This window comes from Paenibacillus sp. FSL M7-0896 (assembly GCF_037975415.1).
GTDB classification, from domain to species: Bacteria; Bacillota; Bacilli; order Paenibacillales; family Paenibacillaceae; genus Paenibacillus_AQ; species Paenibacillus_AQ silagei.
This window is the reverse complement of the sequence record NZ_CP150250.1, coordinates 1,494,714-1,510,372: the sequence shown is the minus strand read 5'-3', so window position 1 is coordinate 1,510,372 and position 15,659 is coordinate 1,494,714. Positions and strand designations below refer to the sequence as shown.

At 53.8% G+C, this 15,659-nt stretch carries 16 protein-coding genes; 2 read left to right on the top strand and 14 right to left on the bottom strand.

Features of this window, described 5'->3' with window-relative positions; all coding sequences use genetic code 11:
• Positions 1-70 precede the first annotated feature (70 nt).
• The 3 genes from MKY12_RS06385 to MKY12_RS06375 all read right to left on the bottom strand — a co-directional run bounded on the left by MKY12_RS06385 (position 71) and on the right by MKY12_RS06375 (position 3,411).
• Positions 71-913: a carbohydrate ABC transporter permease gene (locus tag MKY12_RS06385; protein WP_036725688.1), complete on the bottom strand. Its 843-nt coding sequence runs from the start codon at positions 911-913 to the stop codon at positions 71-73.
• Between the two features lie 18 nt (positions 914-931).
• Positions 932-1,822: a sugar ABC transporter permease gene (locus MKY12_RS06380; RefSeq protein ID WP_036725691.1), complete on the bottom strand. Its 891-nt coding sequence runs from the start codon at positions 1,820-1,822 to the stop codon at positions 932-934.
• Positions 1,823-2,013: 191 nt separating this feature from the next.
• A complete protein-coding gene (locus tag MKY12_RS06375; protein ID WP_339313215.1) occupies positions 2,014-3,411 on the bottom strand; it encodes a sugar ABC transporter substrate-binding protein in 1,398 nt (465 codons plus the stop codon).
• Between the two features lie 461 nt (positions 3,412-3,872).
• Between MKY12_RS06375 and MKY12_RS06370 the strand changes: the two genes are divergently transcribed.
• Together MKY12_RS06370 and MKY12_RS06365 are read left to right on the top strand one after the other, a co-directional pair.
• On the top strand, positions 3,873-4,835 hold the full coding sequence (locus tag MKY12_RS06370) for a winged helix-turn-helix transcriptional regulator (RefSeq protein ID WP_209878121.1): 963 nt from the start codon (positions 3,873-3,875) through the stop codon (positions 4,833-4,835).
• Between the two features lie 118 nt (positions 4,836-4,953).
• Positions 4,954-5,112, top strand: coding sequence for a hypothetical protein (locus tag MKY12_RS06365; protein WP_036725695.1), 159 nt, complete (start codon positions 4,954-4,956; stop codon positions 5,110-5,112).
• An 840-nt stretch (positions 5,113-5,952) separates the two neighbouring features.
• Here the strand turns inward: MKY12_RS06365 and MKY12_RS06360 are convergent.
• From MKY12_RS06360 to MKY12_RS06310, 11 genes are all read right to left on the bottom strand, one after another.
• Positions 5,953-6,723, bottom strand: a complete 771-nt coding sequence (locus MKY12_RS06360) for a class I SAM-dependent methyltransferase (RefSeq protein WP_339314806.1) — start codon at positions 6,721-6,723, stop codon at positions 5,953-5,955.
• A gap of 22 nt (positions 6,724-6,745) precedes the next feature.
• Positions 6,746-7,669 (bottom strand): S1-like domain-containing RNA-binding protein, encoded by a 924-nt coding sequence (locus tag MKY12_RS06355; RefSeq protein WP_339254747.1) that lies wholly within the window; start codon positions 7,667-7,669, stop codon positions 6,746-6,748.
• Positions 7,666-8,013 (bottom strand): ribosome silencing factor, encoded by a 348-nt coding sequence (rsfS, locus tag MKY12_RS06350; RefSeq protein ID WP_036725699.1) that lies wholly within the window; start codon positions 8,011-8,013, stop codon positions 7,666-7,668. Before rsfS ends, MKY12_RS06355 begins: the two co-directional genes overlap by 4 nt.
• Positions 8,010-8,588 (bottom strand): bis(5'-nucleosyl)-tetraphosphatase (symmetrical) YqeK, encoded by a 579-nt coding sequence (yqeK, locus tag MKY12_RS06345; RefSeq protein WP_339257359.1) that lies wholly within the window; start codon positions 8,586-8,588, stop codon positions 8,010-8,012. Before yqeK ends, rsfS begins: the two co-directional genes overlap by 4 nt.
• Complete coding sequence (locus tag MKY12_RS06340) at positions 8,572-9,162, bottom strand: nicotinate-nucleotide adenylyltransferase (RefSeq protein ID WP_209878117.1); 591 nt, start codon at positions 9,160-9,162, stop codon at positions 8,572-8,574. The genes yqeK and MKY12_RS06340 overlap by 17 nt, the downstream gene beginning before the upstream one ends.
• 12 nt (positions 9,163-9,174) lie before the next feature.
• Positions 9,175-9,468, bottom strand: coding sequence for a ribosome assembly RNA-binding protein YhbY (gene yhbY / locus MKY12_RS06335; protein WP_036697934.1), 294 nt, complete (start codon positions 9,466-9,468; stop codon positions 9,175-9,177).
• 51 nt (positions 9,469-9,519) lie between these two features.
• Positions 9,520-10,398: a shikimate dehydrogenase gene (aroE, locus tag MKY12_RS06330; protein ID WP_339313214.1), complete on the bottom strand. Its 879-nt coding sequence runs from the start codon at positions 10,396-10,398 to the stop codon at positions 9,520-9,522.
• A 20-nt stretch (positions 10,399-10,418) separates the two neighbouring features.
• Positions 10,419-11,540: a ribosome biogenesis GTPase YqeH gene (gene yqeH / locus MKY12_RS06325; RefSeq protein WP_209878215.1), complete on the bottom strand. Its 1,122-nt coding sequence runs from the start codon at positions 11,538-11,540 to the stop codon at positions 10,419-10,421.
• Positions 11,541-11,548: 8 nt separating this feature from the next.
• Positions 11,549-12,073: a YqeG family HAD IIIA-type phosphatase gene (locus MKY12_RS06320; RefSeq protein WP_339313213.1), complete on the bottom strand. Its 525-nt coding sequence runs from the start codon at positions 12,071-12,073 to the stop codon at positions 11,549-11,551.
• A 95-nt stretch (positions 12,074-12,168) separates the two neighbouring features.
• Positions 12,169-14,412, bottom strand: coding sequence for a transglutaminase domain-containing protein (locus MKY12_RS06315; protein WP_339313212.1), 2,244 nt, complete (start codon positions 14,410-14,412; stop codon positions 12,169-12,171).
• Entirely contained in the window at positions 14,409-15,659 is a 1,251-nt protein-coding gene (locus MKY12_RS06310; protein ID WP_339313211.1) for a DUF58 domain-containing protein, read from the bottom strand. Before MKY12_RS06310 ends, MKY12_RS06315 begins: the two co-directional genes overlap by 4 nt.

Genomic DNA, 15,659 nt, shown 5'->3' with positions numbered 1-15,659 from the left:
GGTTTCTCCTTTGGTCTTGAACTGGTGGCTGGCGGTGCTCAGCCGGTAATTTGGTATTCCGAAGGAAGGGTCAACCCTTCACTCCGGAGATGGCAACAGATTCAATAATTTGCTTTTGGAAAACAAGGAAGATAATCAGCATCGGCAGCAGGGCAATAATCGAAGCCGCCATAATCAGCGGATAGTCCGTCTGGATCGCATAGGTCGCATTGAAGTTGGCGATAACCAGCTGGAGGGTCTGCTTCTCCGGTGAATTCAGATAGATAATCGGAGACAGGTAGTCGTTCCAGATGCCCATGAACCACAGGATCAGCTGCGCTGCCACCGCCGGCTTGATCAGCGGGAAGGTAATTGAGCTGTACAGGCGGAAGTACGAGCTTCCGTCGATTTTGGCCGCTTCGATAATGGCATTCGGCACACTGCTCAGATACTGCCGCAGGAAGAAGATCATGACGATATTGCCGAACAAGCCCGGCACGATCAGCGGCAGCAGCGTATCAATCCAGCCCAGCTTCGAGAACATGAAGAACTGCGGAATCATGACTGCCGGATACGGAATCATCAGGGATGACAGCATCAGCAGGAATATTTTATTTTTACCCGGAAACCGCAATTTAGCAAACGAAAACGCCGCAAGACTGGAGGTAAACGTACCCACGATCGTTACCGTGACGGCGATAATCAAGCTGTTCTTGATCCCGCTCAGGAGCGGACCCGCTTCCCAGATCTCACTATATTTATCGAAATGGAACGGCCGCGGAATCCACACCGGAGGCAGGGCGAACACATCCTGCTTATCCTTGAATGAGGTGGACAGCATCCAGAGCAACGGGCCGATCATGAACACCGCGCCGATTAAAAGTAGAACAAAGATAATGCTATGCGTAACTCTTCTTCTGCTCGTCATAGTTATGGTCTCCTCCCTCTTCGGTTAATCGACATCGAACGATTGCTTCTCGTTCATTCGGAATTGGATAAGAGTCACAACAAATATGAACACGCCGAGGAATACCGCCATAGCAGAGGCATAGCCCATCTGGAAGTTGCCGAAGGCTTTTTGCCAAATGTAGAACACCACGGAGGCCGAAGCATATTCAGGCCCGCCTGTAGGAGTCATAATGTTCATCTCGGTAAAAATTTGCGATCCTCCAATAATGTTGGTCACGATGATGAAAAAGGTTACCGGGCGCACCATCGGCCAGGTGATATGCCAGAAGGACTTGAAGCCGCTGGCTCCGTCCAGCTCCGCCGCTTCATAATAAGATCTGGAGACACTCTGCAGCGCCGCCAGATATAGCAGCATTGTATAACCGAGGCCCTTCCATACCGCCATAATGATCAGCGCCGGCTTGACCGTATATTTATTCGCCATCCAGTTCGGCCCGCTGATTCCGAAGAGATCGAGGAACTGGTTGACGAGACCATAATCACCGTTATAGGCCCAGTTCCACATGATCGATACTGCGGCCAGAGAAGAAATGACCGGAACATAATAGATGACCCGGAACGCTGTAGTCCCCGGCACCCCCCGGTTAAGCCCAAGCGCCAGCAGCAGCGCCAGCGTAATGCCGATCGGAATGCCAAGCATCATGAACAAAGTATTGAATAAGGCCTTATGGAACAGCTCATCCGACCACAGATCCTTGAAGTTGCCGAGGCCGATGAAGTTCATCTGGCCGAGCCCATCCCAATCCGTGAATGAGCCATAGATCGAATAGATCATCGGATACAGCGTAAAAATCAGCAGTCCCAGCAGCGGAGGCAGGATAAACAGAAATCCGTAGATTTTCTCCTTGCGGTACAGACCCAGCTTAGTGTTCATTAGAATCACCTCAAATTCGGATAGTCTATAACTTTCCCCACAAAGTGATGCATCAGCTCCGATGAGTATTCAGATACTTTGCGGGGTCCCCATAATATATACAAGTTCATCTCAGAATAAAGTGATGCCGGCCCGTTGTTACAGGAGACCGGACATCACTTTGTATGCTGGATAAGAACGATGCGTACCGCTTATTTCTTGGATTTCGCCTCTTGCTCAACCGCTTTATCCAGCAGCTTCTGCATCTTCGGCTGTTCCGTCTTCACATACTCCTCAGGGGTAACCTTGCCGTCAAGCACCGGCTGGATGTCCGTGTAGAACAGGTTATACCATTCAGCATTGTACGTGTAGTGGCCAGGCAGCACCCGTCCGTATTCATTCACGACCTGGAGGAATTCTTCCTTGTTCGCCGGTTTGGTCGTAGTATCAGCAGCCCATTCCTTAGCCATATCCATCAGGTTCGGAATTTGCACCTTAGCCTTCACCAGCGCTTCCATTCCCTCCTTGGAGGCCGTCAGATAGTTGATCAGATCCACGGCTTCATCGGGATGCTTGGTTTTGGCGGAAGCACCGATACCGAGTGAGCCGGTCCATGTGGCGGATTTGCCTGTAGAGCCGGCAGGATATGGAATCAGGTCATAATCGAAGGGAAGCTTCTCGTAAGTGCTCATATCCCAAGGACCTACAGGGAAGAAGGCCATTTCACCTTTCATCCAGCGCTGGTAGGTATCCAGAGTCTGAGCTTGTTCCGTTGATGGCGTAATTCCGTATTTAAGCTGCATGTCAGTGAAAAATTGCAGGGCTTCGATAAACTTCGGATCATCAATCGTAACCTTGGTCTTAGTCGCATCCAGCCAGTCCGCCCCGTTGCTCCAGACGAAGGAAGGCAAGGCCCACTGCACGTTGAAGCCTGCGCCGAATTGATCCAGCTTGCCGTCCCCGTCCTTGTCAATCGTCAGCTGCTGGGCGACTTTGATGAATTCATCCCAGGTGTACGGTTTGTCTTTGTCCGGCAGCGGGATACCCGCAGCTTCGAACATGGTCTTGTTATAGCCGAGTGCAAAAGGGCCTACGTCCTTAGGCATCCCATACAGATTGCCTTGCCCGGCCATGGTACCGTCGTAACGGTACAGATCCACGCCATATTTCCAGATATTATTCAAATCAATGTTAGGGTTCTTCTCCACATAGCTGGTCAGGTCCAGCAGCACACCGCTGTTCACATACGCCTTCAGGTCACCGGATTCAAAATAGAATACGTCCGGAACGCTGTTTCCCGTAATAGAGGCTTTCAGCTTAGTCGCATATTGATCCGCCGCAGTCACAACGATCTTAACCTTGACGTTTGGATGATCAGCTTCATATTTTTTCACTACACCCTCATAGGCCTTCTGCTCATCGGTTCCCCCGCGGAACATAAAGGTAAGATTCTTGGTTTCCTTGGAATCCTTGTTCCCGGCATTCGCCGTAGCTTCGCTTCCGCTATTGCCCCCGGACGATGCATTGTTCTTCCCGCCGCAGCCTGTAAGTACAACCGATACCATCAGAACTAACGACAGCAGTGTGAACCAGCCCTTTTTCTTTAACACTGTAACCCCTCCTAGGATTTGCTGAGCAATTCAATTGATACAATCTATATAGAAGAACTAGGGAACCTCACCGGCTCTGTTAGTTCAAGCTACCGCATGATGTACTATATTTCACACTTTAATCAAATAATTGAGAAACAATTGAATGTATTCGCTTACAGGTATAAAATAGCATATATAAAGTGGAGTGTAAATATAAAAGTATAAATCTTTTTAAACACATTCAAACTAAACGTTGTTAATTGTCTTTTTACTGAAAAAAATCATTAATTATTGACTTAACGGCGCATTAAGTATTCATATTTATATAAAATAAACAGCCTTCAACTTTAACTTTTAGCTTAAATTTAATCGTTTTCTACAAATAAAGGCAGAATACTTTCCTTTTAGGGTTGATTAGTTTATAATTTTATAAAATAGTTTCGATTCACATGACCTCAGTGGAAGAAGGTACCCTAAATATGATTTATATTAAAGATCTGATGAGCGGGATTGATATCTTCAAGGCGCTCAGCTCGGAAATCCGCATCCAGATTCTTGAGCTGCTGGCGACCAATCAGGCCCTGAATCTCAACGAAATTGCCAAGAAGCTGAATCTCAGCAACGGGGCCATCACAATGCATATCAAGAAGCTGGAGGAGAGCGGCTTAATTGAGATTAATACGGCCGTAGGCAAGCACGGAATTCAGAAGGTCTGCTACCTGAATAAAGATAAGCTGATGGTGGATCTGCGCAGCAAGGATGTCGATAATCTGTACGAGGTCGAGATTCAGGTGGGCCATTACAGTAATTATCAGGCCGTTCCAACCTGCGGTCTGGCCACCAAGGACAGCATCATCGGGGACTTCGACGAGCCGCGTTACTTCGCCGATCCCCAGCGGATCGATTCCGAGATTATCTGGATGGCCGAAGGCTTCCTGGAGTACCGCATCCCTAACTATCTCAAAGCCAACCAGACCTTCCGGGAAATCCAGTTCTCCATGGAGATCGGCTCCGAGGCTCCCGGGTTCAGCGACAATTACCCCTCGGATCTGTACTTCTATGTGAACGGAATTGAGATCGGCTTCTGGACCAGCCCCGGGGACTTCGGCGATGCACGCGGCACCTTCAACCCGGACTGGTGGCCACCCCACCTTAACCAGTATGGCATGCTGAAGCTGATCCGCATTAACCAGGAGGGCAGCTTCATTGACGGCTGCCGCATCTCAGACATCACCTTGGATGACATTAAGCTGGATTACAAGAGCGAACTGACCTTCCGCATTGCCGTCACCGACAAGCCGGTTAACAAACGCGGCTTGACCATTTACGGCAAGCACTTCGGCAATTACAGCCAGGATCTGCTGGCGCGTGTGCTCTATAATGTGCATGAGGTCGAAGATCCGGCCGGCCGGCCGGCGACCACAGCAGGAGTGGCAGATTGACTGTTTATGACAGATAGCCACCTCCCTGCCGCCGCTGGCATAAACTCTAAGTATAATTGTTCCCTCCGTAACCCACACTAACGAATGTCTTTCAAACTACCGTGAGGGAGTGTTTCGAATGCGTGAAGGGATGATACCCGCCGTACTGGGGACCGTAGTTACTGCTTCGAGTGCAGCTTTTCTGGGAAGCAGATATAAGATCGCGGCAACCGGCATTCTTGGATTTGGTCTGGCGCATATTGTACTCGGCACCATCGATTTGTTCGAACACCGGTAAGCCTGCTTGAAAGATGACCGGATCGTATCCTTCGGATAGGGTCCGGTTTGCTATGGCATGCAAGCAGGAACGGCTACACACCTCGCGCCTGCCGATTGCACCTTAATTCGCTGAAAATAGTCTAACGGCGGGAATGAGGGGCAGAAGTGCCCCTGAATCCGTGAAAAGTGAGCTGACGGTGGGAATGAGGGGCAGAAGTGCCCCTGAATCCGTGAAAAGTGAGCTGACGGCGGGAATGAGGGGCAGAAGTGCCCCTGAATCCGTGGAAAGTGAGCTGACGGCGGGAATGAGGGGCAGAAGTGCCCCTGAATCCATGGATAGTGGGCTGACGGCAGGAATGAGGGGCAGAAGTGCCCCTGAATCCGTGAAAAGTGAGCTGACGGCGGGAATGAGGGGCAGAAGTGCCCCTGAATCCATGGAAAGTGAGCTGACGGCGGGAATGAGGGGCAGAAGCTTGCATTCAGTTTTTTGCACACATTTGGTCCATATCAAGATCAAAGAAGGCCCTTACCTAATTCAGGTAAGGACCTCCAATACAACCTCAACCATATATGAAGCTCTAAAGAATTCAACAAGAAGCAAAAAGGAACGGAGGGGAAATTTGGAACTGTAGGAGCGGTAGCGACCGCCTTTGTCGCCGGATTTCTACCACGAACAGTGGTTTAAATCAAGAAATCTGGTGACAACAGCGGCCGTAAGTCCAAATGTTCTCCGCAGTGACGATTACGCTTCAAGTTCTCATCTGTGCTCTATATAATCAAGAAATCTGCAGACAACAACGGCCGTAAGTCCAAATGTTCTCCGCAGTGACGATTACGCTTCAAGTTTTCTTTAGCAGCTTCATTTCACAGCCACATAGAACAGCCGCTGCGCCGAATCATCCGCCGCCACCCACTCGAAATCCGCATACACCGACACCTCGCTGAATCCGGCGACAAGCAGCTCCTGCTTCATCCACTCCGGGTCATAGGCACGCTGGGTATGGGTCTCCTCGAAGCGGCGGTACATGTCTGAACGGCCCTCCTCGCGGGCGAAGATGGACAGGTGATGCTCAATCTCCCGGCGCGGCACATCCAGCTCACAGGTCCAGATGTAGGATACATCCAGCTCATCCAGCACGAAAGGCTGCTCTTCCTCATAGCGGATCAGCGTGTTCGGATGATGCACATCGAACAGGAAGGTCCCGCCTGGCTTCAGTCCGTCATATGTACTGGAGAACACAGACCGGATGTCCTGCTCCTCCAGCACATAGTTCAGGCAGTCGCAGAAGGAGATGACGGCGTCTACCGGCTCCGGCAGCTCCCATTCCTTCATGTTCTGCTGAACCCACTGCACACTGCCCTCCCGCAAAAAGCGCCGTCCCTGCGGCTGATGCTCCAGCTTACGCTGGGCAACGGACAGCATGTCCGATGAAAGATCAATCCCCGTCATGTGATACCCTGCCCCCGCCAGCGGAATCGTCAGGCTGCCGGTACCACAGCCGAGTTCGGCTACCGTGCGCGGCTTGCCGTATTTGCCCCATGCCGTCTCGGCAAAGGCCAGCCAATCCGGATACGGCATATCCGCCATAAGCGCATCGTATACATAAGCAAATTTGCCATAGGAAGACACTGCGTACACCGCTTTCTCTAAACTATTGGTTGTCAGAATCGCTGTCCGGTCCGGCCTGCTCCTCTTCGCGGGCAGCCAGATAGGTCCAGTTCTCCTTCTGGACAACCAGCCCTTCCTTCATCAGCTTGCCAAGCGCGCGCTTGAACGCTGATTTACTGATGCCGAAGCGCTGCTTGATAATATCGGGAGGCGTAGCATCCGAATATGGCATTCCGCCGCCTGGACGGGAAGCCAGAAAATCCAGCAGAGCCGCCGAATCCACATCACGGCCCACTTCCTTGCGGTGGCCCATGCTGAGGTTGACGCGGCCATCCTCACGGATATGGGCCACGCGCGCTTCAATCACTTCACCCAGACGCAGCAAGCGAACACGTTCAGAGGAGTGGACCATACCGATGATGCCGAAGCCGAGCACACCGGCATCTACAAGCACGAAGGTGCCCATCTGCAGCGGCTTGTATACCCGGGCTGTGACCGTCTGCCCCTGCCACGATTCCGGTGCAGGCAAGGCCAGCGGCGCAAGCTCCTGCTCTCCGGCCAGCTTGGCACGGAGACGTCCCTGCTTGTCATGCTCCATAATTGCGAAGACCTTGTCGCCAATCTGCGGACGCAGCTCCACCAGCTCGGGAAGCTCGCTGAGCGGCAGCAGCAGCTGCCGTCCAAGCCCCATCTCCAGGAAGCAGCCCAGCCGCGGATGGATATCCGCCACTTCAAGCAGCGCCATCTCGCCAAGCGTCAGATAAGGCTTCTTCATCGTTGCCGCAGGACGGTCCTCGGTATCGAAGAAGAGGAAGACCTCCACCTTGTCTCCGATCTTCGGCTTGCTGCCCACAAGCTCGGTGTAATGAAGCATGATATCCTGGTCGCCTGCGCTCAGGAAGTACCCGTAAGGGGATACCTCCCGCATCACTTCAAGCGTAACCGTAGTTCCTGCAATCAGACTCATACCGTCTCCACGACCTTGGCATCCGACCACAGACGCTCAATATTGTAATATTCACGCTCATCGCGGTGGAAGACATGGACAATCACATCGCCAAGGTCCATCAGTACCCAGCGTGCGGCATCCATCCCCTCAATGCCTTTGATCATTCCGCCAGCTTCATGAACAACCTTGCGCACCTCAGTGGCAATCGCCTGAACCTGGGTATCGGAATTACCGTGGCAGATGATGAAATAATCGCTGATCGGCGACACACTGCGCAGATCGAGAGCCACCACGTTCATTGCTTTTTTATCCTGAACGGCGTGTAGCGCCAGTTCAAACAGCTTGTTTGATTGTACACTCATAGTTTATCCTCCAATGTTCTAACTAAATCGTTGCGCGCCAGCACCGTAAGCGGAAATACGACCCGGCGCTTCTCCAGCAGCACACGTATAGTGGAATCCAGTCCGGCAATCAGGCCTTCCTCCAGGCTAACCTTCGATAGCCTGCGGATCTCCTCCACACCGGGGAAGTCCCGTCCAGGCTCAATATAATCAGCCAGACAGACGATCCGCTCCAGCAGGCCCATGTTCTCCCGTCCCGAGGTATGATAACGGATCGCGTCCAGTACCTCAGAATCCGTAATGCCATAATCATGCTCGGCGGTATAAGCACCAACCTCAGCATGCCATAGCTGCTTGTCATATTTCAAAAGCTCAGCGGATAATCCGTTCTGTTCAATGATCTCCCGCATCCGTTCCACCGGCCAATATTTGGCCACATCATGCAGGATGGCGGCGGTCTCGGCCCGCTGCGGGTCAGCGCCATACCGCTGCGCCAGCTTCACAGCAGACTCCATCACACCGAGTGTATGCTTCCAGCGTTTGTCCGGCATCTGGCCGGAGACCGCCTCAATCAGCGCTTCACGGCTGTACTCCATACAATCCACTCCTTTGAACATATTCATATACAGCATCCGGAACCATATAGCGGATCGACTTTCCTTCGGCGGCCCGGGCTCTGAGCATGGTGGAGGAGAGATCGACCAGCGGCATATCCGCCAGCAGCACTTTACCGGCAATGAACTCCGGCAGCAGTCCCAGATCCAGCGGAGTGCCCGGACGTCCCACACCGATGAAGGTCAACCGCTGCACCAGCTCTTCGATCCCCTGCCACTTGGGCAGATACTGAACCATATCCGCACCCACGATGAAAAAGAACTCATGCTGAGGATACTCCTCCTGCAGACTAATCACCGTCTCCAGCGTATAGGATACTCCGCCCCGCACGATTTCCCAGTCAAGAATACCAAAGGAAGGGTGATTCTTCACCGCTCCCTCCACCATAGCCAGCCGCTGTTCACCGGTTGCCCCGGCCTCATGCTTATGAGGCGGAATATGCGAAGGCATGAACCAGACCTCCTGCAGACTGTAGCTCTCGCGCGCCGTCTCAGCGGCCATCATATGGCCGATATGCAGAGGATCGAAGGTCCCTCCCATTATCCCTACTCTCAAGAGGTCAACCTCCTATCTTGGAAGCTCGATCGTTTTGTTGTCGCGTGATTCCTTGTACAGAACGATAGTCTTGCCGATAACCTGAACAAGCTCCGAACCGGACTGCTCGGCAAGCGCGGCACCAATTTCCTTGGGATCATCAGCGTTGTTATTCAGTACACTGATCTTCATCAGCTCGCGTTTCTCAATAGCTTCTTCAATGTGACGGATCAGATGATCGTTTACGCCGCCTTTGCCAACCTGAAATACAGCATCCAGATGATGAGCCAAAGAGCGCAGATAACGTTTTTGTTTGCCTGTTAACATAAATGTGAAAACTCCTTAATTAACATATATTATTACCCTGTTCAGTGAAAATCATTTGCCCGGCACCTGGCCGAGGCAATCCGCAATAGTCTGCCGCATAATCGCTGCGGGAGCCACAAGCCCCGTCCAATACTCCAGGGCGTAAGCTCCCTGGTAGACGAACATGCCCAGCCCGCCGTGAACGGTGCAGCCGCGCTTCAGACTCTCTGTAAGCAGCCGGGTATGCAGCGGATTATAGATCAGATCGCTGACGATCATCCCTTCGTGCAGCCCGGCCGGATCGATCGGCATGTCCTCCATATGCGGATACATGCCTACGGATGTTGTATTAATTACAATATCCATGCTGCCAAGCACGCCGGGAACGGCATCCATCCCTGCTCCGGTTAAGCTGCCCCGGCTGCTGAAGCTATCTGCCAGCTGACGGGCCCGTTCCTCATTTCGGTTCACAATCAGGACCATTGCCGGCTGCTCCTTCAGCAGCGCCGAGACAATCCCTCTGGCCGCACCGCCGGCTCCAATCACGAGGATGCGGGCGCCGGTAAGATCAGGCGCAGCCTCTGTCTTCAGTGAGCGGACATATCCGATGCCATCCGTATTGAAGCCGGTCAGTATACCATTGTCGTTGACGATGGTATTGACTGCGCCGACATCCACCGCACTTGAATCCAGCCGGTCCAGATACTCCATCACGGCAACCTTGTGGGGGATCGTTACATTCACGCCCCGGAAGCCAAGCGTCCGTATCGCCTGCACCGCATCGCCCAGCTTGTCCGGCGTAATGTGCAGCGGCACATAAGCGCCGGAGAGACCGAGCGCCTGGAGCGCCGCCCCGTGCATCAGCGGGGATTTGGACTGGGCAATCGGGTCACCCATCACGCCCAGCAGGAGCTCCCCGTGACTCTGCGTGTTCCTGTTTGTCTCAGTCATGTCGCCTTCCTCCTGTACAATTAGATCAGCGAAGGACGGGTAAGCACCTTGACGCCGCGCGGCACATGGACAGCTACTACTGCTCCGGCTGTACCGTTCACCTTGATCCAGCCCAGACCGGAGATGAACAGGTCGGTCTCACTATTCCTGGCGATACGGAATTCATGGCGCTGCCACTGCGGCAGCTTGTCTATGTCGGCAGTCCCCGGCGGAGACAGCAGCTCGCCCCGGTGGTCTTGATACAGGGAATCTGCACGCTCCAGCTTCGTGCGGTGAATCTTGAGGGTGCCGCTGATGAAGCAGGTGAAGGACTGACGTTCCCCCTGAATGAAGTCGAAGCGTCCCAGTCCGCCGAAGAACAGCGACTGGCCTTCATTCAGCTGATAGACCGCAGGCTTGAGCGGATTCTCGGGCATCACTGCGCCCAGATCCTTGCGCTCGACCAGCTCGCTGTACCTCCACGGGTAGACGATTCCCGGCGTATCAATGATGGAATGGCCGTCATCCAGCGGGATTTTGACCATATCGAGGGTGGTGCCCGGATAACGGGAGGTCGTCAGCTCCTCTTCCAGGTCACTGTAATCGGAGATCAGCCGGTTAATCAAGGTGGACTTGCCTACATTGGTAGCCCCGACAACGTATACATCACGCTGCCCGCGCAGCTCGGTAACGGCCTCCAGCAGACGGTCGAAGCCCTGATTGCGCTTCGCGCTGACCAGGACAATCTCCGCCGTGCGCAATCCCTCTTCCTTACAGCGCTGCTGCATCCAGTTGCGCAATCGGTTCCAGTTGGTCACCTTCGGCAGCAGATCGATCTTGTTCACCGCCAGAATGACCTGATTATTGCCGACAAACCGCTGCAGCCCGGAAATCAGACTGCCTTCGAAATCGAACAGATCCACAATATGGATCACCAGTGCATTCTTCTCGCCTACTCCGCTTAACAGCTTCAGGAATTCATCCTGATTCACCGATACGGAAGAGGCTTCATTGTAATTCTTGATCCGGAAGCAGCGCTGGCAAATTACCGGCTCCCGTTCGAAGGCGACCTCCGGGATATAGCCGGGGAGCTCCTTGTCTACGCTCTGTAGCTTAATGCCGCAGCCGCTGCATTTCTCAGGCCGCGCTGTTCCATCGTTCATTGCATTCATTAAGATTTATCCTCCTCTTGCCACAATCCTTGCTTCCGCAGACGGGTCAAGGCAATCTGCTCCACTCTGCGGTTAATTCTTGTTCCTATTCCCTCATCCTTGACCGAGATCGGCAGCACGAGTACCGTGAACAGACCCAGCCGGTTGCCGCCGTATACATCGGTCAGCATCTGGTCGCCGACTACAATCGTCTGCTCCGGTCCCAGCTCCATCAGCTTCATGGCCCGCAGGAACGGGGAATTGCTGGGCTTCTTGGCCTGATGTACAAATTCAATATTCAGCGGGGTGGCAAAACGCGACACCCGGTCCATATTGTTGTTGGATACAATCACAAGCTTGAAGCCCAGCTCCTTCACCTTGGTGAACCAGAGCAGCAGCTCAGGAGTAGCCAGCGGCGCCTTGGCGCCGACCAGCGTATTATCCAGATCCGTAATAATTCCCCGGTAGCCTTGGCGGTACAGCTCCTCCAGAGCGATATCAAACACCGTGTTTACCCGGAGCTTGGGGACTAATCTTTCAAACAATACATTCACCTCATTTTCATACAGGAAACTTGTAACCCGGCTCTATAGGACTGCAAAAACCCCAGGGTCCGGCAGCATTTCATCACCAGTGGGCATTACTTGCCGGACTTCATGCTTTTTCGCAGCCGCAAAGCTTCAGTATACACGCTGTGCCAGTCTTTGTCTTCAATAACCTCAGGGCTGTAATTCGCCCGCTCAAACATCTTCAGCAGCGCAGCAAGACTGCCTGCAGCTTGCGGGCGTTCCACGCTCCACCGTGCCACGGATTCGCGCAGGGTTTCATGCTCTTTCTTCAGCATACCCTTCCTGCGCATATACCTTACCCAGCGCTCCGTTTCTGCGACAACTTTTTGCGCCGGAGTCGGCTGACCGCCGAGACGCATACGGGTAATCAGGAAGCGCAGGCTCAGCCGGCGCTGCCAGATCAGGAATAGGGTCCAGAGCAGGAGTACAGCAGCTGCTCCAGCAACGGCCCAGGTGCCGGGATGGAATCCGGAGGACTTGTCCGTCTGGCCCGCTACCGCCGGTTCAAGCTCCTCGGGCTCCTCAACCTCTACTTCAGGCTGATCCGGATTATCCTGCTCACTCTGCGTCAGCACCGGAACATCGAAGCCCGGTGTTGCCTCTACAGGAACCCATCCGTAATCGCCGAAATAGATCTCAGCCCAGGAGTGGGCGTCCGCATTGGTAATCGTGTAGTTGTTATTCACATAGCCGGCAGCGCCCTGCTGAAGCATTACGCTATCCGGAATCTCGGCCTGCTCCCCGGGAGCATATCCCTTCACCCAGCGGGCCGGTATATCCAGTGACCTCGCCATGGTGACAAGCGCCGTGGAATAGTAATCGCAGTATCCCTCCTTAATCTCAAACAGGAAGCTCTCGACCATGTCCTTGCTTCTGGCCCGTGAGGTATCCGGCTGATTCGTATAAGGGAAAGAAGCTTGCAGATATTGCTGCAGCAGAATCGTCTTCTCGTAAGGTGTCTGCGCTCTCGCCGTAATCTCCTTGGCCAGCGCGCTCACCCGCTCAGGATAGTTATCCGGGAGCTGAAGATACTGCGGGTCGATATTCTTGTTGCTGTAGAGCTGCTCGAAGGTCTGCATGCTCAGTTCCTTAAGGGGAACCACCGGCACCTCCGAGGTTATCACATAGGTCTGCGGGTAAGCTCTTGTTTTGCCTCCGGGATTCCACAGCAATTCACTGTCTTCACTCCGCCAGGACAAGCCGCTGCTCTGTTCCTGCCCGTCCACCGAGTCTACCCCCGAGATCGAATAGCCGCCGAACAGAACCGGATAGCTGTTCCCTCCGAGCAGCTTGACAGTCTGCTTGAGCGTACGAGTCTCTGTCTTGGAGGCGGCAGCACGTTCCAGCGGCTCGCCCACCTGCACCTCGTTATGCGGTCCCCGGCCGGAGGTATCATCATCTGTCCAGCCTTTGCCCGAATACACACTGCGGATCTCGCCGCGCATATAGGTGCGCAGATCGGAGGTCACTTGCATGACCGGCGAATAATCGAAGTTGAAGCCCCCGCCCAGATTGTCATCATTCAGGCTGTAGCCCGAGGTCGTCCCGTTCGCCGCTGACCCGCCGCTTGCGCTGTCACCGCTCCCGGAGGAGGGTCTGGACGAGACGGAGTTACCGTTCCACTTTTGCCAGGCGGTATAAGGGTCGGTCAAGGTGGGACGCACGCCCGGCATATTCACCCCGGCAAGGATAACCAGTGAGAAAATAATCGCTATATTCAAGGCAACCTTCATCGGATACCTCAGCATATAGGTCCAGCCGCGCGGATAATGCAGCTGGAAATTCCTCAGATGCCGGGTGACCAGCCAGCCCATACCGGCAAAGACCGTCCAGGCTACCTCCTGCCACATTACCGCTGTCGTGAATGAATCCAGCGCGGCGAAGGCCGTGATATTCGCCGCGATGAACATCAGAATCCGCGCCTTGCCGTTCACCCACCAGGCGGACACAAGCAGCAGCGCCCAGGCCCCCAGCGCAAACCAGATGTAAGGAATCATCGATACCGCTATCCCGGGCAGCCGGTCAAGAAATGCCGGCAGCAGCGGATCGGGAATGTAAATCCCGTAGCTGATAATCACGTTGTATACAATAAGTACCACTGCTGCGCCTTCCAGCACAATGCGGTACACTCTTTTGAACGGAAAAATGATTTCAATAGCTGTAACAGCCAGCAGGGTTAGCGCCACAGAAACGGTGGTCTCCTGCAGCCAGAAGGGCACCGTATAGGACACCCACTGCATAGCGATAATACTCAGCCATAGCAGCGTCAGCCCGTGATGCCATGAGGAACGTATCGCCTGGAACCAGTGCTTCATCGGACAGAATCACCTCCAAGTACCGCAGGAAGCTCCTGAAGTGTACTGATGCTATGTCCGGTAACGCCATGCGAGTGCAAAATATTCTGCCACTCTCCGGCCCGGTATTTCCCGGAAGGATGCAGAACATGAATATGGGAAGGGGTCATCCCCCGGTTCTCCGCCCAGCGCAGCGTATCCAGTACCGCTCTGCCGCTCTGCGGACTGATCAGTACGAAATACGATCCCTTGGGGAACATCCGCTGGACACTCTCCAGCCTGTCAATCAGCGGCCCCTTGCCTTCTGCGTTGATGTCTATTAAATATTGAATCATCTTTTGCCGCTCGGCATTGCCTTCCGCCGGACTGAACACCTTATTATGCTTATCCAGACAGCACAGGCCGATGCCGATCCGCTCCCGGATGCCGAAGCCGAGGAGAGAAGCCGTGACCGAGACTGCCAGCTCGAATTGTGCGGAGTTGTAATAGCCGCTGGAGGTTCCGTCCAGCACCAGAATGGTTCTGGGAACGGATTCATGCTCGAATTCCTTCGACTTCCACTCGCCGGTCTTCGCCGTTGCATTCCAGTGAATGCGCGTCAGCCGGTCCCCGTAGACATAATCACGGACACCGTTGATCTGCGTGGTCTCGCGCCTGGACTGAAGCAGCGATACCTGCGGCCCCGACAGCCGCGCCTTGCGCTCATACAGTTGCCAGCGCGGCACTACGACGGCCCGGGGCATCACCCGGAATTGGCCTTCTGCCTTGAAAGTCCCCTTATGCTCCATCAGACCGAAGATATCCTCGCTGAGAATATCCGTATTCTCAAAAGAATAACGGCCCCGCTCCAGCAGCGGCGTCTGGAACAGCAGCTCGCCCCGTCCGCCCATGTTCGGAATCAGGCTCTCCTCGAACACCCAGGACTCTCCGTTATGGCGCTTGAGGATTTCTCTTACAACCACGTAGGGCAAAGGCAGAAATCCCGGAATGGTCACTTCCAGCTTCACCTTTAAAAAACCCCCGGCATAGAGCAGATCCGGCTTATCCTGTTCGGAATAGAAGCTGCGTGCGCCTCTGGCCCGCCGGACCCCTTCAAGACCGCCAATGAACAGATACAGAAAAAGAACAGAGACCATGATGAACAGCATGAACGAGGTTTTGCCGCCCTGAAACAGCACGTAGAAGAGTGTAATGACCCAAATCGCCAGAACGCCCGTGAACTTCCTCAGCTGAACCGCAGCGGCAGCCCGCGTAAGTAAGGCCCTCAT